The following is a 17,344-nucleotide window of genomic DNA, read 5'->3' as shown; positions in this document are numbered from 1 at the left end:
GACTACGCGTTCACAATCGAATCAACTACTTCCTCAGAAGCCCGTTCAGCAGATTGCAGTGCTCCGCTAATAGTGCCATACTCTCCGGCACTATCGGTGGCTTCGCCTGCAAAGAATACTTTTTTATTGATGGCTGCCGCCAGATCAAGTCTGTCCTGGTTGCTTCCGGCAGGGGTAACATAAGCTGTACCTCCACCAATATAGGGTTCTTTGGTCCAATCCATGATCATATAGAGTATATTGTTCTGTGGATCGCGCCTTATATTCTGTGTGGCCTGCCCGTTGAAGACAGCATCAAGCTCTGCAAGAATTACCGGCACCATGTCTTTACCTTTGGCAGAAAGCTCTGCAGCCTTCGCACCCTGAATCGTTATATCCAACGTCTGATGAGCATCATCGCGCCCCAGGCCGGCATTGTAATATTCAGGAGCCTGTATACCTCCGTATAGAAATGTACTAGAAGAACCCCAGAAATTTTTCTTAAACTCCAATCGCACGCGAATACTGGCATCCATGGCCATTCGCGATAGTGCTGTTGTTTTCGTTGCAGGCAATGCAGGGCTAAAGGATATCAGGCCCGACTTGAGTATAGATACGGGTACAGTTACAATCAACCGATCAACTTCCGCAGTGAATGTACTTCCATTCTGATCGCCACCTACCTTGATCTTATCACCGCTATAATCTATACTCTTCACTACGGTATTCAACTCTACATATTGAATAGCGTTGCTAAATCGTGAGAGCAACGCATCCTCCATCAGGTTCGACTTCAGCACAAATTGTTGGTTGTTACGGGTCTGTAATGCCAACGCTTCGGCTACTGCTTTTATGCCAAGCTGATCGTTGGAAGTGCCCAACCTGTTCCCGATCCACGAATTTAAGATCGCCTGCGTGCGGCCGCTGATACCGGCACTGGCTATTGCCTGCTGCACAGAACCGGTGCTATTGTTACTAACCAGGTTGGCAACAAAATTCCGAGCTGCTATATAATCAGCATCGCTTGCCAGGTCGGCAGCCGTTTTTATAGTGCCATCTACAAAATAGCTTTCCGTACCCAGTGTAGAAAACTCAACGGTTTGAACGTTAAGTTGACTGATGATCTTTCCCCAGGCAGAATCGGCTCCCCATATAAACTGTGCACCTAACTCTGCGGGATATGTACTGATGGGTAAATTGTTGGGATCAAAGAGTAACGATGTTGTAGGCTGCGTTAGACGTTGCAAGGAACGCACCCGGCCACCAATACGATCGGAGGCCTCAAATATTCTAACGGTAACACCTTTGCTTCTTAATATATCGGCAACATGCATGCCGGCAGCACCGGCACCGATCACACCTACTACACCATCATAGGTGATCTCCGGCTTTGGATCTTCTGACTTACATGAACTTAACCAGGCAGGAAACATCAGTCCCGCCGAAACCCCAAGTCCTATATGCTGTAGTGCCTGTCTGCGTTTCACGTCAAAAATGTTTTGTGATGGTGGTGAATAAATTTCCGGGAAATATAAACGATTTTAGCATTATGAATGCCTTCGATCTGCCCGCCATAAAGAAAGTGGCGATAATCGGCCCGGAATGCACGGGGAAATCCGATATGTCAAAATTCCTGGCCGACCATTTCAATACCGTATGGATACCGGAATATGCACGGGGCTATATTAACAACCTGGTGAGGCCGTATCAGCAGCAAGACCTGCTCACCATTGCTCATGGACAACTTCGATTGGAAGATGAGTGGATGCGTGATGCAAACCGGGTGTTGATCTGCGATACAAACTTATACGTGATCAAGGTATGGAGTGAATTTAAATTCGGCTCATGCCACCAGGAGATACTGGACAATATAGCTTCGCGCAAATACGACCTGTATCTTCTCACGTATGTAGATGTACCCTGGGAGGAAGATCCGCAGCGCGAGCATCCCGATCAACGCGAGAAGCTCTATACTTTATACCTCAACGAAATGAAAAATCAGCCCGTACCCTTTGTGGAAATACGAGGTGAACGCGAGCAACGGAGAAAACTGGCAGTTGATGCCATTGAAAAGATTCTGAAAAACCCATGAGTACTTCCCCCTACGCGGCCTTACAAATACGCGACTATCGTTACTTTATCTCAGCCCGCTTCTGCATCACGCTGGCTGTACAGATACAAGCGGTGGTAGTAGCATGGCAAGTGTATGAGATTACCAAAGACGCACTATCGCTTGGCTTGATCGGTCTTGCAGAAGCTATACCTTCTATTGGTGTATCGCTCTATGCCGGCCATGTGGCCGATGTAGTGCAGCGTAAAAAAATCATTACACTTTGCGTTACCACATTGCTGCTTTGCTCTGCGTTGTTACTCTTCTTTACCCTGGAACCCGGACCGTTCTTTCTAAGAATGGGTGCTATGCCGATCTATACTGTTATCTTCATAAGTGGTATAGCCCGCGGTTTTCTTACACCGGCTGTATTCGCTTTTATGCCACAGCTGGTGCCGCGCGAACTGTATAGCAATGCTATCACCTGGAACAGTACATTATGGGAAACTGCATCACTCTCCGGCCCTCCGCTGGGCGGATTGCTTTATGGGTTCTTTGGCATATCGGTAGCATATACAGCCGATGCGCTGCTGGTATTGGCCGGGCTGCTGCTTATGTTTATGGTGGATAACAAACCGCTGCCGGCAACTTCAGAAGAAGAAGGTATTGTTGAGAAGATCAAAGCCGGTTTACGATTTGTTTTCCACAACAAGATTGTGCTCGGTGCTATATCGCTCGATCTGTTTGCTGTGTTATTCGGAGGTGCTGTGGCACTCTTACCTATATTTGCCGATACTATTTTGCACGTGGGAAAAATAGGCCTTGGCTTTCTGCGTGCAGCGCCCGGTGTTGGCGCATTGCTCATGGCGCTATACCTCGTGCACAACCCGATCAAAAAGAATACAGGTGCAATACTGTTCTATTGTGTGGCCGGCTTTGGTGTATGCATGATCCTCTTTGGGCTTTCAACAAGTTTCTGGTTATCGATGTTTCTGCTCATGATGAGCGGTGTGTTTGACTGCGTGAGTGTAATTATACGTGGTACACTGTTACAAACGCTGACTCCCGAGAATATGAAAGGAAGAGTATCGGCTGTGAACCATATATTCATTGGTTCATCGAATGAGATCGGGATGTTTGAATCCGGTGTTGCAGCACGACTGTTGGGTGTGGTGCCGTCAGTAATTTTCGGCGGCTTCATGACAGTTGCCGTTGTAGGTGTTACCAGTTGGTTATCCAAGTCGCTTCGTACACTCCAGCGTATAGAGTAGTATATATAATCAACATACTGATGCAGATATCCATTAATACTCCGGCTTTGCTCTTTCCGGCCATTACACTGCTGATGCTTGCCTATACCAATCGGTTTCTGGCATTGGCAACGTTGATCCGGAACCTCCACGCGAAGTATAAAACCATTCATGAAGATCATGAGGTTATCAAAGCGCAGATCAAGAATTTAAAGCGCAGGCTTATGCTCGTAAAGCACATGCAGGCAGCGGGTATTACAGCTTTTTTCTTTTGCGTACTGAGTATGCTGTTTTTTTACCTGCAATCGGAAGGATGGGCAGAAGGTATATTTGGATTGAGCCTCGTTTTTCTGTTGCTGTCCCTGACATTATCGCTGAACGAAATATACATCAGTACAAAAGCACTGGAGATCGAGCTGAAAGATATGGAAGGCATCTGAATCTGCCATTAAATAAAAAGCCCGGCCATCGCGTGGCCGGGCGAACCATTTAATCTAAAAATCAAATCGATCGCTTCGATTTGCTTCCTTTGGAAATGAACGCTGCGCGCTCCTCATATTTCTTTAAAAGCTGATTGAGCCTGCGTTGATATTTTGGTTTACGAATGTCCAGGTATACATGGTCGAGCTTTACTTCGTGCATCAACTGATTGCTTTTATCATAGAACCTCACAATAGAATACTGCTTATCTACAGCATTGGTCTCCACCACCCAGTACATTGACTTCTCCTGACCAAACGACTCCACGGCTACAAATACCTGTACAATTACAAAGAGTACAGCGGCTAAAAGGGTTGCTTTAGATTTCATACGCATATTATTTGTATGAAATACGGAGAATTGCGGGCTATATTTTCACTTGACTGACCGGCAGAGTATATTTCTAGACGGATTTAATAAACACTGCGATGAATGTGCTCCGTCTACGATTTGGCCACTTTCGTCTACAAACAGAAGAATAGCTGAACTTTCATCGTCTGATCCAGTATGTTATATCAATGGATAGCTTCTTCTCTAAACTCGTTCTTTCCAACCGGAGCGATTATCGGTTCAGTCGGCATTTTCTGTTTTGGGTAGTATGCTGGGCTTTTCAGGGGTTTATCTATGGCTTCTATTATAATAACGGTGAGACACGCGATATCTTTTCTGTTTCGTTTGTAGAGTCTGCCATCTTTCTGCCACAGCACATCTTTCTCAGCTATGCTATTATATACTTTGTGTTGCCGATGTATATCTTTCGTGAACGATACTGGGCTGGATTCTTATGGGTAATTGTTCTTATTCTTATCACTGCAGTACTGTCACCTGTATTGAACTATAACCTGATACGTCCTTTTCGGGAAAGTGTAAATTTCCCTTTGAAGCATTTTTCCTTCTTCTACTCTTTTATGGGAGGATTACGCGGCTCGCTCACGGTGGCAGGTTTTGCCGTAGCCATCAAGCTAATCAAGACGTGGTATACCAAGAAGATTGAGAACGAACAGCTCGAAAAAGAACGTGTAAAAGCAGAGCTTGAAGTGTTGAAGGGACAGATACATCCACACTTCATGTTTAACACACTTAACAGTATATATTCGCTTGCGCTGAAGCGATCGGAAGAAACTCCTGAAGCTATCCTGAAGCTGTCGCAGCTGATGCGCTATATACTAACTGAATGTGCCCGGCCCGTTGTGCCGCTCGTGAAAGAAGTAGAAGTACTGCAACACTATATTGAGCTGGAAAAATCACGTTTTGGCAATCGGCTTGATATGGCGGTGAACATAAAAGGTGATCTGGATACATCTGTAATTGCGCCCTTGCTACTGCTGCCGTTACTGGAGAATAGCTTCAAGCATGGTGCTAATGAAATGGTGGAGCAGGCATGGATCAGTCTCGACCTGCATATACAGGAGGATTTTTTGAAATTTAAATTGATCAATGGCCGCTCGGCTGATACCGACAATCCAAACTCCATTCATATAGGTTTACAAAATGTGAAGAAGAGATTGCAATTACTATATCCAAATGCGCACGATCTGCGTATTACTGAAGATGACGATACATTTGTAATCACGCTAACGGTCGCCCTGAATGCGATCAAACTGATTGAAGCATGACCCCTAAGCTACGCTGCCTGCTGGTAGATGATGAACCTCCGGCACTTGACATTCTGCAGACTTACATCGAAGCCACTCCTATGCTGGAGATTGCAGGCGCGTGTCATCATGCTATGGCAGCGTTTGAATTTATCCAGCAAAATCATGTTGATCTGATCTTCCTCGACATCAACATGCCAAAGCTTACCGGCATCGACTTTCTGCGTGCATTGCCGTCACCACCCAAGGTAATTTTTACAACGGCCCACCGCGACTATGCTGTAGATGGATTTGATCTGGGCGCAGTTGATTATCTACTAAAGCCTTATTCACTTGATCGCTTTCTCCGTGCCGTGCATCGCGCCATTAATCCTGAGCAAAAACATCAGGCCGTGGCGAACCGCGAATCCTTGGCCACTGAGAATGAACGCTTCCTCTACGTGCGTGCAGATCGTAAAATGGTAAAAATTATGGTAGAGGAAATCCGCTATATCGAGAGTCTGAAAGATTATGTGCGCATCTTTCTGCCAGAGAAACAAGTTATCACCAAGCAAACAATTACAGCGCTGGAAGAAATGTTGCCCGAGCACGACTTCATGCGTATACACCGCTCGTTCATAGTAGCGCTTAACAAGATCGACTCCTATAATCTGAATTCGGTGTTTATCGGCAAAACCGAATTGCCCATTGGCCCGCTCTACAAACATGAACTGGCCAAAAAGCTTAACACCCACATCAGACCTTAATTTAGTTTGCCAACACGAGATCTTTCAGGCACCTGATCCAAAGCGGATGATCGTTAAGGCTTTCTACGAGCTGTACTTTTTCACCACCATGCTCGTGAAATATCTCCTGGTATTCATCTCCGATTTCAATTACGGTTTCCAGGCAATCGGCAGTAAAGGCTGGCGAGAATACGAGTAGCTTCTTCATGCCTTTTCTTCCGCACTCACGAACCACTTCATCCGAGAACGGCTTGAGCCATTTCTGATCGAGCCGTGATTGGAAGCATACGGTATATTTATCAGCCGGTATATTTAGCTTTTCCGCCAGCAGGCGTGTGGTAGCGTAGCAGGTGGCTTTATAGCAGAATTTGTTTTCGTGTGTGATCTCCTGCTCACAGTCGTGGTCCGAGCAAAGACCACTATCATATACCTTGTCTACCTGGCGCTCAGGCAGTCCGTGGTATGAGAACAATACATGATCGTAATCGCTGATTGTATATTGTTTACCACGTGCCACAAAGGCATCAATAAAGGTTGGATGATTGTAATACTGGCTGATCATTTTCACTTCCGGAATCACCCACCACGATTTCATAACCCGCATTACTTCTTCCAGTGCAGAGCCGGTAGAAGCTGATGCATACTGTGGAAACATAGGCAATATTATAATACGGCTATAGTTCTTTTTGCGCATCGTCTCCAGCACATCAGGTATAGAAGGATTTTTATAGCGCATGGCCAGGTGCACCTGGTAGTCTTGAGGCAGCTCTTGTTGCAGCAGACGTTTAGCTTCTTCGCTATAGTACAGCAGAGGCGAACCGTTTTCCGTCCAGAGCTTCTGGTATATTTTAGCCGACTTTGGGGCACGGAATGGAACGATGATGAGGTTTACAAGCACTTTGCGCGCCAGCCACGGAATATCGATCACACGCGGATCGTTGAGGAATTGAGAAAGGTACGAGCGCACATCGCTCACAGAAGGGCTATCAGGCGTGCCCAGGTTAATGAGAAGAACTCCGGTTTTATTCATGATACAAATTCGCGTGCAAGTAAACGAATTGTATAACACGCTGCCACAAAAGAAGTTTCAGGAAAAAAGCAAAACGCGGCTATTTTAATATCGGTGCGCGTTTGAAAGGCTTCGTCTCGTCAAAAAGCTTGCGATAGGTGGCGTGACGCTTGGAAATATCGGCTCCTACCTGCTCTACTACAAGAATCATTTTAGGATTAAAATCACCAATCCAGTTCATTTCATATTGCACGTAGCGGCCGTCAGGCTGCAACACGTCACGGGCGTTAATGATCATGGCGCCATCGAGCCCTTTTCCCTGGTGCTCGGGCACCACGCCGAATAAAATACCAAATGCTTTTTTATTGGTTCTTCGCAGTGTGTGCCAGATAAACTTCAACTTGCCTAACCAGTCGAGCTTTCCTTCTACATACTTAAATATCTGGTTTATCTCGGGCAGCGAAAGAAAGAATGAAACCGGTTCGCCCTTATAAAATCCAAAGTATAACAGCTTGCGATCCATAATAGGTTTCATCTGTTTTACAATCACTTTCGCTTGTGCCATGGTGAGTTCAGGATTTTCGGAGCGATTAGCCCATGCCCGGTTATATACCGTCATCAGGTATTCGGGCAGTTTTTCCATTTCATCTTTTCGCAAATAGCGAAAATCATAATTCGGATCTCTCCGCGCTATATCTGCCTTTTCCTGCAGGCGTGGCGACAGCGGTCCACGTACGGTACGTGCGTACGTAAACTGATAGAAATACACCTGGAAGCCGTATGCTTCAAAGAAATCCTTATAATAGGAAAAATTATAGTTGCATTGATAGTTCGGCTCACGATCAAATCCTTCAATGAGCAACCCCCACCAGCGATCGCGGCTCCCGAAATTTATCGGCCCGTCCATAGCTTCCATGCCTTTGGATTGCAACCATGTTTTGCATTGATCAAATAACATGAACGCTGCATTACGATCGTTAATGCATTCAAAAAAGCCCATACCGCCCGTAGGCTGATCGTTGCCTTTGTGAACAATCTTGTCGTTAACGAAAGCAGCTACGCGGCCGATGGTTTCGCCTGTATCGTTGGTTAATATCCAGCGGATACATTGTCCGTGGCGGAAAGCTTTGTTTTGCTCCGGATCAAAAACATTCTCTACATCTTTATCCAGTGGACGTATCCAGGCCGGTTCATTTTTGTAGAGGCGAACCGGAAATACAATAAACTCACGCGCAAGCTGCGGAGTAGTTACTTCAATAATTTTCATCGTTGTTCAACAACTTGTGATTGCGCCGCTGGCACCACCAAATTTACACGATTTGGCAGTATAATATGGAAACGTGTTCCCATATTCAACTGGCTTGATACGGCAATCTGTCCGCCCAGTTTTTCCACGGCATTCTTCACAATATAAAGTCCTATACCGGAACCATCAGATTGCTCGGTGGCACGGTAAAACATTTCAAATATTTTAGACAGGCTTACTTCATCTATACCAATGCCGTTGTCGGCAAAGCTGATATCGGCCCGGTGGTTGTCTACCGATATCTTTACATCGATCTGCGGCTTGGTGAGGTCAAGCTGGCGATACTTTACGGCGTTCGAAATAAGATTGCGGAAAATCTCCGATATACGCCAGGGGTCACTATAAAATACATTGCCTTCGATCTTTACATTGCGTACCATCTCTTTGGCACCATCCAGGTAATTGAGATCCTGGAATGTGCGATCGATGATCTGTTCGAAATCAACCTGGCTCGTAGTGACATCCATCTTCAGGTTCTTCGAGTGACTTAACACATCACCAATGAAATGATCGAGGTGTTGCACCTTCTCACCAATGATGTCGATGTAGTCCATCGGGTTGTCGGTATTACCTGGAAGTCGCGCAAGATTTACCAGGCCCAGTATTGACGACAGTGGTGCGCGCAGATCGTGCGATACTTTATACACGAAGTTATCAAGCTCTGTATTTCGGATCTTCAGTTCTTCTTCAACTTTTTTGCGATCGGTAAAATCCACATACACGCCATATATACCGATGGTCTGGTGGTCGAGCATTACCGGCATTCCATACAGAATTACATTGATGAGCTTACCGTTTCGGGTCTTGCGAATCGTTTCTATACTCACAATGCGATTGGCAGTGATCAGATTATTGAGATCGACACCTTCGTGCACGAGTTCTTCGGGCACTATAAAATCATTTATACTCTTGCCCTTCAGCTCTTCCAGCGTAAAGCCGAACATCTCTTCGAAGCCTTTGTTTACCTGCTCTACTTTACCCATTTCGTTTAGCTGCACAACCGCCATGGGTATATTCTGGAAAAGCTGCGTGAGCAGCGTTTCATTTTTCTTGATGCGTTCTTCGGTTTGCTTGCGTTCGGTTATATCGCGGAAGATTACCTGCACGCAGGCTTCACCCTGAAATGTAAAGGGAGACGACATGGTTTCCACATCGATAATCTTTCCATCGATGCGCACGTACTTCTGCTCCACCATGGGCGATAAAATTCCACCACCTTCTTTCATTCTGCGTACTATGCGCTGATGATAATCGGGGTGCACAAAATTGAGCACATCGGTACCGATAAGTCCTGTTGTTTTTTTGCTGCCGAGTATCTGGTATGCCTGCGAATTGGCAAATACCAGCTTGCCCTGTTTATGTATAACAATGCCGATCGGGAGCCTGTCTACCAGTGTAAGATAGCGTTGTTCGCTTTCCTTCGCCAGTTCCTTTCGTTCTGTTATGTCCTGAATTACGCCACGTCTGATGATGATTCCATCAGCAAGTTGCTCGTGATTAGATCTTACTTCCACCCAGATGTTGTTTTCCTTTACCCTCATGCGCCCTTCCCAAGTCCAATCCCTTCCTTCCTTAATGCAACGTGCAGAAGATTCTTGCTGCAGCTCCTGATCTTCTTCATGTACGATAGAATCCAGCAACGCAGCATTCGCCATGAGAGCTTCCGGGGTCAATCCCAGGATGGCCTCACTGGATTCACTGACAAATGTGAATTTCGATTTACCATCAGGATAGATTGCGTATTCGTAGATTACGGCGGGGAGGTGCCTGATAAGATCCTGCATAGTTATACTGGCAAACACGTTGATGTAGAATTGACAGGGTCTTTCAAGGGGTTTGGGTTCGAGCCATGCAAGATAGCGCCATGCACCTAACAAAACAACGGCCTGTTTCAGTTTATCGGTTTTTTATACCACTCATACCGCAAAAACGAAGCATTTTCTTCGGAATCAAGTTTTTTCTGAGGGTGATCGCATCCAAAAATATTTTAGATATTTTTAGCGATGGCTAAATCATTTAAACAAGTGTTTAAAGCAGTGCTGGAAAACCCGGATACTTCGATGGACGCTGCATTCGTCTCTATACCGTTTGATGTTGAGAAAGTATATGGAACCAAGGGGCAGGTAAAAGTAAAGGCTACGTTTGATGGACACCCGTATCGAGGAGTACTGGCCAACATGGGTACTGGCTGCCATGTTATATTGGTGCGTAAAGACATTCGTGCCAGCATCGGTAAAAAGGTTGGCGACATAGTAACGGTGGAAATAGATCTCGATACTGAAGAACGCGTGGTAGACGTTCCTGACGAACTCAAAAAAGCACTTTCCAAAAACGCCGCTGCGAAAAAAATCTTCGAGTCGCTGAGCTATACCAACCGAAAGGAATATGCAAACTGGATACGCGATGCAAAAAAAGAAGAAACACGGAATAAACGTCTTACAGCCATTATCGAAAAGCTGCTCGCGGGTAAAAAGAATCCAAGCGAAAAATAATTACCAGGCTTTTTAACTTTCTGCTTCAGAATCAAAGAGCCGTCATCTTGCGAAGCCAGTGTCTCGCTTCGCGCATCGACTCAAAGTATTGAATCGTCATTACCCTCGGCTGGGCCGTCATGTCGCGGATGGTAAGTTGTGTAAATTTACTGCTGGGCATTACAATGGCGAGGAAGCGAATGCCAGCTTGTTCCATGGCGGGCATTATCTCCGTTTTAAAATGCAATACATCTTCATCCAATACCGGGCCTGCTGTACGACTATCAGTGAGCATGTGAAGCTTGGGGTAGTTTCTTATTTCCTGCTGCATGAGCTCCAGGCGCTTCTTCTGAATAAAATTATAGTGCTCGCTGTAACGCGGAACACCATTTAACGTAAGGCGGATGCATGGAATGGAATCATCCAATTCAATGGTAGCATACTCGTCTTGGTAAAAGGCTTTTACCATATTTTCAGAACTACTGAGGATCGGAGCAAATTCTGCAAAGCTCATATTTTGCTTTGGTTACACAAGTTTAGCGACAATTTACGACTCTGTAAAATTATTGGTTACACCTGTAAACCAGCGAGCTGGCATCTGTAACCTTATAATTTACGTATCTTTAGTATCTCAAAAAAAGACAAAGACGATCATGGCACTCGTTGAAATTGGCCCAAAAATCAAAGAGGTCTTTGACCTTCGCCAGATGAAGCTCACCGAATTTGCTGATTCCCTCGGCACCGTTCGCCAGAATGTTTATCGGATCTTCCGGAAGCGGCATCTTGATACCGGACTGCTGCTAAGAATATCGCAGGTGCTCGATCACAATTTTTTCCAATACTACACTCATCAACCTCAAACAAGTGCTGAGCAAATATCCGCCGGCAACTTGCCCATTGAGCAGGAAAGCGAATACCAGCGACAGCTTGAACTATCGCGCAAAGAGATCGATTACCTGCGCAAAATCATCCGGTTGATGGAAGAGAAGGCTGAGCTTATCCAGCAGATGGAGCACCGCTAGACCACCTTTATTTATTACCCAGTCGCTCTACCCGCGTAGCAAAATACTTGGTGTCGCCTCGCCACGGGAAACGTGCATAGCGCTTTATAAAATACAGGTTAACGCGTTCGCCACTGAGAGACACAGACTGCAGTTCCTTGATCAGCGCCTGTTCGTCTTTCTCTACCGAAAAATCGAACGACTCTGCTATAGGGCTTGCTCCCTTCAAAGCGCCAAACGTTTCCAGGTTAATCTTGCCCTCATAGGTTTTGAATATAACGCCCTTCTCGCTGATGCGCAGAATAGTGCCGGCTATTACACCGTCCTCATACGTTGCCCAGTATAAAACCGAAAAGGTTATCAAACCTCCCAGCACCACCACCAGCAGTATGATGCGCGTTACTTTCTTTGTAGTGCGTTTTACTTTTTCACCAAACGTTTCCATAGTCATTATACCGGTTAATCAGCTAAAGTTAATTTCTTATTCTGAATGCGATTCAAGTATATAATAAATTTTATACTCATGAATAAACCTGTCGCCTTATCTTTGCGGGCTTATGTCTAAAAAATATCACCTGGCGGTATTCGCTTCCGGAAGTGGCACCAATGCAGAGAAGATCTTTCAGCATTTTAAAGATCACGCTTCCATCGATGTTGTGCTATTGCTCAGTAACCATGCACAGGCTTATGCATTGCAACGCGCCAGGAACGCAGGTATAGAAACACGCGTGTTCGATCGCCAGCAATTTCGTGAGCAAACCGTGATACTCGATTGGTTGCAGGAAAAGAATGTAACACACATCGTGCTTGCGGGTTTTCTCTGGCTTATTCCCACCTACCTCACCCGGGCATTTCCTCATAAGATCATCAATATACATCCGGCTCTTTTACCGAAGCATGGCGGCAAAGGTATGTATGGCATGAACGTCCACAACGCCGTGAAACATGCCGGAGATACCGAAACAGGTATAACCATCCATGCGGTTGATGACAATTACGATGAAGGAAAAATTATCTTCCAGGCGTCATGCCCGGTACATACCGGTGACACTCCGGAACAGATTGCAGAGAAAGTACATGCGCTGGAGTATACACATTACCCGCGTGTAATCGAGCAGTGGATACAGAATATACTTTAGGCTTTCTTCTCCTCGCGAATGATCCACTCGAACGCTGCTGCGCGCGGAAATTCGCTAAATATACCCTGAATAAATTCGTTCGGTATAGCAAGCTTTCTTCTTTCAAGATCAATCCACGCACCATCTACTGTTACATTGGCAGCCAGCGTACCATCTTGTTTAAAGAAATTATGACGCAGGCTCCAGCGTGAAAAATCTTTTGCCGCGCGCGTTAACTCTACATCAAGTGTAATCTTGTCATCCAGGGTAATTTCGCGTTTAAAGAGGGCTTCTTCGCGAAAGAGGATGGGACCGATCTTTAATTCATCAAGCTTTTGTGTCGTAATGCCATGCTCCGATAAAAAGATCATACGCGCCATAGCACCATAGTCATAATAGGCAGAATGGCGAAGGTGGCGGTTCTGATCTATATCAGACCAACGTATCTGGATGGGAAGATTAAAAGGTGTTACCATATATTTATAGGCACAAGATATATACAATTTTACTTACGACTTCATCAGGCTGCCAATAAAGTACCAGCTCATAACAAACATACCACCTTTAGGAGCGTTCCGAATAAAAAGCCAGCCTTCTATAACCAGGAACCGTGTGGTGCACCAAAGGCACCGTTTTTAATTGACAACAGCAGTGCTATGAAGCACAACGGTGGACCTGACAGAAACAGAAGATTACAGTCAGCTAGGCCGGCCAGCAGTAAAATTATTCCAAGAATAATCCAGAGGATAACCATGATGCGGGAATTTTACAGAAATTTAAGTTGATTATGTATACCATGTTGCAAATCAAAAATATTCATCATATCGCCATCATCTGCTCGAACTATGAGGTATCAAAAAAATTCTATACCGAAGTACTAGGCTTTCGTGTACTGGGTGAATATTACCGGGCCGAACGCAGATCGTACAAGCTCGACCTTGCGTTAGGCGATCGCTATATGATCGAATTATTCTCATTTCCTGATCCTCCTCCACGTGTATCGCGCCCGGAAGCAAGCGGCTTACGTCATCTTGCGTTTGAAGTTGATAACATAGAAGAAGCAGTAAAAGCATTATCTAATAAAAATGTAACAACAGAACCCATTCGCATTGATGAATATACCGGCAAGCGATTTACGTTCTTTGCCGACCCTGATAATCTGCCACTCGAATTATATGAACTATAAATTATGATTGACATCCAACTCTATATTTCCTCATTCAATCAGCTTTTTCCCGGATTAAAAGAATTACTACCGTGGCAAATCACAGCGTCTGCATCGGTGCTGGTGGAGGAGAAAATCAAAACACTTTCATCCGAATATAGCATCCAAAACAACATCGCTATTCATAAAAATGCACGCATCGAAGAGCATGTCGTACTCAAAAGTCCGATTATTATTTCGGCCGGATGTTTTATAGGAGCGCACGCATATTTGCGGGGTGGTGTATTTCTCGGAGAAGGTGCCAGCATTGGTCCGGGTTGTGAAGTAAAATCAAGCTTTATCATGCCGCTGGCGGCACTCGCGCATTTCAATTTTGCCGGCGATTCTATTGTAGGTTCGCAGGTAAATATGGAAGCCGGCTCTATTATTGCCAATCACTACAATGAACGCTCTGACAAAACCATTAAAGTGCTTATCAACAATAAGGAGTATATAACAACCTCCACCAAGTTTGGCGCACTGGTGGGCGATAGAGCAAAAATTGGTGCTAACGCAGTGCTTTCACCGGGAACGATTCTTTTACCCGATTCGATTGTGAAACGCCTTGAACTTATTGAACAAATTCACTGACGTACTATATTGCTTATACTGCTATGTTCTCCAACCGAAAGATTATTCTCATCATTGTTCTGCTCATTACGCTAAGCATTACTGCCTATGTACTAATCGTGTATATACCTACGAAAGTAGCACAACGATCGTATGAAGGTGCCAAACAGATAGGACGAGACTTCAAAGAAGCTTTTCAGTTTACTCCCGAAGTAACCGTTAACAACACAGTTGTGCTCCAACAGCAAACGCCTATACTGGAACTTGCTACTATATCACAAAAATTTCAACATCAGTATATATGGAACAGTACGTGGTTGAAGAGCACAAAGAAAATTACCGTCACCGGAACGTTTGAGGCCAAGGCAGGATTTGATTTGAATCAGAAATTTTCTATTCGCATCAATGACGATAAAGCAATTGTTACATTGCCTCACCCACAGCTGTTATCGATCGAATCGCTGGGAGATGTAAAATCCAAAGATGAAAACGGTCTTTGGAATTGGGTGAACCCGGAAGATCGATCTAACGCGATGAATGCGTTCATCACCGATGCCAGGCGCTATGCCGAACAGGCAGAATTTGTAAAACAGGCGCAGCAATCTTTTGAGGCTAAAATTAAAGAGATCATGAAACTGCACGGGAAGGAAGTTACGATAGAGTATACCGACACAGAGAAGATAAATTTACCGTAAAAAATTTCCCACAGAACTCACAGAAGTACACAGAATAATGCCAAAAAGATTTCTGTGCAAGTCTGTGAAATCTGTGGGAGCTATTTTTATACCACTTTTTTACGGATAAGTTTTGCGTAGGTTCTGCTCACAGGGAAGCTCTTACCGTTTTGCATCTTTACCACCATACCACCGTTGAAGTGTTTTTCAATTTCCTTCAAACTGTTGATGTTGATAATGGTACTTCTGTGCACACGAATAAAGATCTCCGGATTGAGAATTTCTTCCAGCTTACCAATACCCGATGAGCTTACAAACTGATCGTTCTTGGTAGTGAGAATGGTATAATCACCGGAAGCTTCCAGGTATACAATCTCATCTACCGGCAGGTTCAGCAGCTTCTCAGACTTCTGCACAAAGATGTGCGAGTCGTACGAAGTTTTGTTTTCAGTTTTCAGGTTGCGCAGCAGTTCGCCAACATTGTTTTGCTCCATCTTCATGCGGGCGATAGCGCGTTCAACCGCCAGTTTAAAACGCTCCTGATCGAGCGGTTTCAATATATAGTCAACAGCATTCTTCTCGAAAGCCTTCAGTGCATACTGGTCGTAGGCAGTACAGAATATCACATACGGATCGTGCGTAATTTCATCGAGCACATCAAAGCCGGTCATGCCGGGCATTTGTACATCGAGAAAAACGAGATCAGGTTTTTCCTTATCTATTAACTCTACCGCGTCTTTTCCTTTGGAGCATTCGCCAATTACCTGAATATTTGGCATCTGTTGCAAATACTCTTGCAGGAGGTCGCGTGCTAACTTTTCATCATCGACAATAACACAGGTTATGTTCATGTATAATTAAGTTTTAATAAGTTACACTGCTTTACTTTTCATTTCTTCGACCACTTCCTCGTATGGTATAAAGAAGCTCACGGAATATCCCCATTCATTGGAGTGAATGCGCAGGCCTGAGCCAGGGCCAAATATACTCTTGAGACGTTGATCTGTATTCTTCATCCCTACACCACTGGAGCTGCCATCCATTACCTTTTTTGCTTTGGAGCCCAATCCATCATCTTTCACTTCAAAAAAGATCATGTTATTGAAACGCTTCACGGTAAGAATGATTGTACCGCCATCTTCTTTCGGTGCTATACCATACTTCACAGAGTTCTCAACAAGGGGTTGAAGAATCATCGGGGGAATTTCAACATTCAGGCAAGAGAAATCTACCTGCTTCACAAATTTCAACCGATCGCCAAAACGTACTTGTTGAATGCGTATATAGTTGTCAATAAAATCAAGTTCCTGAATAAGCTTTACCATCTGGTCGCCATGCGAATCGAGCGCATAACGAAAAATATCCGAGAGCTGCGTAATTACTTTTCGCGCCTGCTCCTTGCTGGAGCCAATCAGCGTGTTAATGGAATTTAATGTATTGAAAAGAAAGTGCGGGTTTATCTGCGACTTCAACAACGATATCTGCATCTCGCGGTTCTTCAACGCCAACTCGCTCTTTTCCTGCTCCTGTTTCTGCAAGCCCTGGAAGTAGCCGATCACATAATATACCCCAACGGTGATAATATACTGGTCGTGAAAGTGAAGCCCTTCCCATTTCAACAATCCTATAATGTGAGCTTTCCAGAAATCCCAACCGGCATAACCCTCCACGTAGTCTTCCAGGTAATACGACAAAGTACCCATAATGAGGAAGTGCATCATAGCACCCACCGCATGGCCGGCAACCTGGAAATATATTCTGAAACGGAACAACCAGTTGGCATAGAAGAAAATGCCAATGATGAGGATACACAATACTTCAAAAAGGTAGAGTGTATTCCAGAAGATATAGGTATTGGGGTTTTCGAGCTTCCACTCTATAAAAGTACCCACGCCGTAATTAGCGGCAAACC

General features: G+C 44.8%; 21 protein-coding genes. 11 read left to right on the top strand and 10 right to left on the bottom strand.

Features of this window, described 5'->3' with window-relative positions; translation table 11 throughout:
• Window positions 1-2: 2 nt before the first annotated feature.
• On the bottom strand, window positions 3-1,466 hold the full coding sequence (locus tag V7Q33_RS10010; protein ID WP_333819752.1) for a flavin monoamine oxidase family protein: 1,464 nt from the start codon (window positions 1,464-1,466) through the stop codon (window positions 3-5).
• 17 nt (window positions 1,467-1,483) lie between these two features.
• Here V7Q33_RS10010 and V7Q33_RS10005 point away from each other — a divergent pair, with 17 nt between their 5' ends.
• The 3 genes from V7Q33_RS10005 to V7Q33_RS09995 are packed head-to-tail and all read left to right on the top strand — an operon-like array spanning window position 1,484 to window position 3,719.
• Complete coding sequence (locus tag V7Q33_RS10005) at window positions 1,484-2,071, top strand: ATP-binding protein (RefSeq protein WP_331981910.1); 588 nt, start codon at window positions 1,484-1,486, stop codon at window positions 2,069-2,071.
• A complete protein-coding gene (locus V7Q33_RS10000; RefSeq protein WP_331981907.1) occupies window positions 2,068-3,300 on the top strand; it encodes an MFS transporter in 1,233 nt (410 codons plus the stop codon). Before V7Q33_RS10005 ends, V7Q33_RS10000 begins: the two co-directional genes overlap by 4 nt.
• 20 nt (window positions 3,301-3,320) lie before the next feature.
• On the top strand, window positions 3,321-3,719 hold the full coding sequence (locus V7Q33_RS09995) for a DUF2721 domain-containing protein (protein WP_331981904.1): 399 nt from the start codon (window positions 3,321-3,323) through the stop codon (window positions 3,717-3,719).
• A 61-nt stretch (window positions 3,720-3,780) separates the two neighbouring features.
• Here the strand turns inward: V7Q33_RS09995 and V7Q33_RS09990 are convergent, their stop codons facing one another.
• Entirely contained in the window at window positions 3,781-4,089 is a 309-nt protein-coding gene (locus V7Q33_RS09990; RefSeq protein ID WP_333819751.1) for a hypothetical protein, read from the bottom strand.
• 188 nt (window positions 4,090-4,277) lie between these two features.
• On the opposite strand from V7Q33_RS09990, the gene V7Q33_RS09985 reads away from it, so the two are divergent.
• Both V7Q33_RS09985 and V7Q33_RS09980 read left to right on the top strand, forming a co-directional pair.
• On the top strand, window positions 4,278-5,375 hold the full coding sequence (locus V7Q33_RS09985; protein WP_333819750.1) for a sensor histidine kinase: 1,098 nt from the start codon (window positions 4,278-4,280) through the stop codon (window positions 5,373-5,375).
• A complete protein-coding gene (locus V7Q33_RS09980; RefSeq protein ID WP_333819749.1) occupies window positions 5,372-6,100 on the top strand; it encodes a LytR/AlgR family response regulator transcription factor in 729 nt (242 codons plus the stop codon). Before V7Q33_RS09985 ends, V7Q33_RS09980 begins: the two co-directional genes overlap by 4 nt.
• Before the next feature lies 1 nt (window position 6,101).
• Here the strand turns inward: V7Q33_RS09980 and hemH are convergent, their stop codons facing one another.
• From hemH to V7Q33_RS09965, 3 genes are all read right to left on the bottom strand, one after another.
• The gene (hemH, locus tag V7Q33_RS09975; protein ID WP_333819748.1) at window positions 6,102-7,109 is read right to left on the bottom strand and encodes a ferrochelatase; all 1,008 of its coding nucleotides are present in this window, start codon (window positions 7,107-7,109) and stop codon (window positions 6,102-6,104) included.
• Window positions 7,110-7,188: 79 nt separating this feature from the next.
• Window positions 7,189-8,355, bottom strand: coding sequence for a hypothetical protein (locus V7Q33_RS09970; protein ID WP_331981891.1), 1,167 nt, complete (start codon window positions 8,353-8,355; stop codon window positions 7,189-7,191).
• Window positions 8,352-10,178, bottom strand: coding sequence for a PAS domain S-box protein (locus V7Q33_RS09965; RefSeq protein WP_331981888.1), 1,827 nt, complete (start codon window positions 10,176-10,178; stop codon window positions 8,352-8,354). The genes V7Q33_RS09970 and V7Q33_RS09965 overlap by 4 nt, the downstream gene beginning before the upstream one ends.
• A gap of 219 nt (window positions 10,179-10,397) precedes the next feature.
• Here V7Q33_RS09965 and V7Q33_RS09960 point away from each other — a divergent pair, with 219 nt between their 5' ends.
• Window positions 10,398-10,886, top strand: a complete 489-nt coding sequence (locus tag V7Q33_RS09960; RefSeq protein WP_333819747.1) for a YdeI/OmpD-associated family protein — start codon at window positions 10,398-10,400, stop codon at window positions 10,884-10,886.
• A gap of 31 nt (window positions 10,887-10,917) precedes the next feature.
• On the opposite strand, the gene V7Q33_RS09955 is transcribed toward V7Q33_RS09960, so the two are convergent.
• A complete protein-coding gene (locus V7Q33_RS09955) occupies window positions 10,918-11,379 on the bottom strand; it encodes a hypothetical protein (RefSeq protein WP_333819746.1) in 462 nt (153 codons plus the stop codon).
• Window positions 11,380-11,518: 139 nt separating this feature from the next.
• Between V7Q33_RS09955 and V7Q33_RS09950 the strand changes: the two genes are divergently transcribed.
• Window positions 11,519-11,887: a hypothetical protein gene (locus V7Q33_RS09950; RefSeq protein ID WP_333819745.1), complete on the top strand. Its 369-nt coding sequence runs from the start codon at window positions 11,519-11,521 to the stop codon at window positions 11,885-11,887.
• A 7-nt stretch (window positions 11,888-11,894) separates the two neighbouring features.
• On the opposite strand, the gene V7Q33_RS09945 is transcribed toward V7Q33_RS09950, so the two are convergent.
• Window positions 11,895-12,311, bottom strand: coding sequence for a hypothetical protein (locus V7Q33_RS09945; RefSeq protein WP_333819744.1), 417 nt, complete (start codon window positions 12,309-12,311; stop codon window positions 11,895-11,897).
• 112 nt (window positions 12,312-12,423) lie between these two features.
• Between V7Q33_RS09945 and purN the strand changes: the two genes are divergently transcribed.
• Entirely contained in the window at window positions 12,424-13,005 is a 582-nt protein-coding gene (purN, locus tag V7Q33_RS09940) for a phosphoribosylglycinamide formyltransferase (RefSeq protein WP_331981871.1), read from the top strand.
• On the opposite strand, the gene V7Q33_RS09935 is transcribed toward purN, so the two are convergent.
• The gene (locus tag V7Q33_RS09935; protein ID WP_331981868.1) at window positions 13,002-13,460 is read right to left on the bottom strand and encodes an acyl-CoA thioesterase; all 459 of its coding nucleotides are present in this window, start codon (window positions 13,458-13,460) and stop codon (window positions 13,002-13,004) included. The genes purN and V7Q33_RS09935 overlap by 4 nt on opposite strands.
• A gap of 320 nt (window positions 13,461-13,780) precedes the next feature.
• Here V7Q33_RS09935 and gloA2 point away from each other — a divergent pair, with 320 nt between their 5' ends.
• From gloA2 to V7Q33_RS09920, 3 genes are read left to right on the top strand one after another with little or no spacing between them, the layout of a single operon-like run.
• Window positions 13,781-14,170 (top strand): SMU1112c/YaeR family gloxylase I-like metalloprotein, encoded by a 390-nt coding sequence (gloA2, locus tag V7Q33_RS09930; RefSeq protein WP_331981865.1) that lies wholly within the window; start codon window positions 13,781-13,783, stop codon window positions 14,168-14,170.
• A 3-nt stretch (window positions 14,171-14,173) separates the two neighbouring features.
• On the top strand, window positions 14,174-14,779 hold the full coding sequence (locus tag V7Q33_RS09925) for an LpxA family transferase (protein ID WP_331981862.1): 606 nt from the start codon (window positions 14,174-14,176) through the stop codon (window positions 14,777-14,779).
• Window positions 14,780-14,802: 23 nt separating this feature from the next.
• Window positions 14,803-15,453: a DUF4230 domain-containing protein gene (locus V7Q33_RS09920; RefSeq protein WP_333819743.1), complete on the top strand. Its 651-nt coding sequence runs from the start codon at window positions 14,803-14,805 to the stop codon at window positions 15,451-15,453.
• Window positions 15,454-15,539: 86 nt separating this feature from the next.
• Here V7Q33_RS09920 and V7Q33_RS09915 read toward each other — a convergent pair whose 3' ends face one another.
• On the bottom strand, window positions 15,540-16,283 hold the full coding sequence (locus V7Q33_RS09915) for a LytR/AlgR family response regulator transcription factor (RefSeq protein WP_079687297.1): 744 nt from the start codon (window positions 16,281-16,283) through the stop codon (window positions 15,540-15,542).
• A gap of 21 nt (window positions 16,284-16,304) precedes the next feature.
• Window positions 16,305-17,344: sensor histidine kinase (locus V7Q33_RS09910; RefSeq protein WP_333819742.1), on the bottom strand; the 1,040-nt coding region annotated here is incomplete at its 5' end.

This window comes from Ohtaekwangia sp., from assembly GCF_036786105.1.
Taxonomy (GTDB): domain Bacteria; phylum Bacteroidota; class Bacteroidia; order Cytophagales; family Cyclobacteriaceae; genus Ohtaekwangia.
Note: the sequence above shows the minus strand (reverse complement) of the source record. Positions and strands in the feature narration are given on the sequence as shown.

Coding starts and splice junctions, on each gene's coding strand:
- V7Q33_RS09955 (WP_333819746.1), bottom strand. CDS start 11,379: ATGAGCTTTGCAGAATTTGCTCCGATCCTCAGTAGTTCTGAAAATATG.
- V7Q33_RS09935 (WP_331981868.1), bottom strand. CDS start 13,460: ATGGTAACACCTTTTAATCTTCCCATCCAGATACGTTGGTCTGATATA.
- V7Q33_RS10005 (WP_331981910.1), top strand. CDS start 1,484: ATGGTGGTGAATAAATTTCCGGGAAATATAAACGATTTTAGCATTATG.
- V7Q33_RS09950 (WP_333819745.1), top strand. CDS start 11,519: ATGGCACTCGTTGAAATTGGCCCAAAAATCAAAGAGGTCTTTGACCTT.
- V7Q33_RS09960 (WP_333819747.1), top strand. CDS start 10,398: ATGGCTAAATCATTTAAACAAGTGTTTAAAGCAGTGCTGGAAAACCCG.
- V7Q33_RS09965 (WP_331981888.1), bottom strand. CDS start 10,178: ATGCAGGATCTTATCAGGCACCTCCCCGCCGTAATCTACGAATACGCA.
- V7Q33_RS09925 (WP_331981862.1), top strand. CDS start 14,174: ATGATTGACATCCAACTCTATATTTCCTCATTCAATCAGCTTTTTCCC.
- V7Q33_RS09995 (WP_331981904.1), top strand. CDS start 3,321: ATGCAGATATCCATTAATACTCCGGCTTTGCTCTTTCCGGCCATTACA.
- V7Q33_RS09945 (WP_333819744.1), bottom strand. CDS start 12,311: ATGGAAACGTTTGGTGAAAAAGTAAAACGCACTACAAAGAAAGTAACG.
- V7Q33_RS09970 (WP_331981891.1), bottom strand. CDS start 8,355: ATGAAAATTATTGAAGTAACTACTCCGCAGCTTGCGCGTGAGTTTATT.
- gloA2 (WP_331981865.1), top strand. CDS start 13,781: ATGTTGCAAATCAAAAATATTCATCATATCGCCATCATCTGCTCGAAC.
- purN (WP_331981871.1), top strand. CDS start 12,424: ATGTCTAAAAAATATCACCTGGCGGTATTCGCTTCCGGAAGTGGCACC.
- V7Q33_RS09985 (WP_333819750.1), top strand. CDS start 4,278: ATGGATAGCTTCTTCTCTAAACTCGTTCTTTCCAACCGGAGCGATTAT.
- V7Q33_RS09915 (WP_079687297.1), bottom strand. CDS start 16,283: ATGAACATAACCTGTGTTATTGTCGATGATGAAAAGTTAGCACGCGAC.
- V7Q33_RS09980 (WP_333819749.1), top strand. CDS start 5,372: ATGACCCCTAAGCTACGCTGCCTGCTGGTAGATGATGAACCTCCGGCA.
- V7Q33_RS09990 (WP_333819751.1), bottom strand. CDS start 4,089: ATGAAATCTAAAGCAACCCTTTTAGCCGCTGTACTCTTTGTAATTGTA.
- V7Q33_RS10000 (WP_331981907.1), top strand. CDS start 2,068: ATGAGTACTTCCCCCTACGCGGCCTTACAAATACGCGACTATCGTTAC.
- hemH (WP_333819748.1), bottom strand. CDS start 7,109: ATGAATAAAACCGGAGTTCTTCTCATTAACCTGGGCACGCCTGATAGC.
- V7Q33_RS09920 (WP_333819743.1), top strand. CDS start 14,803: ATGTTCTCCAACCGAAAGATTATTCTCATCATTGTTCTGCTCATTACG.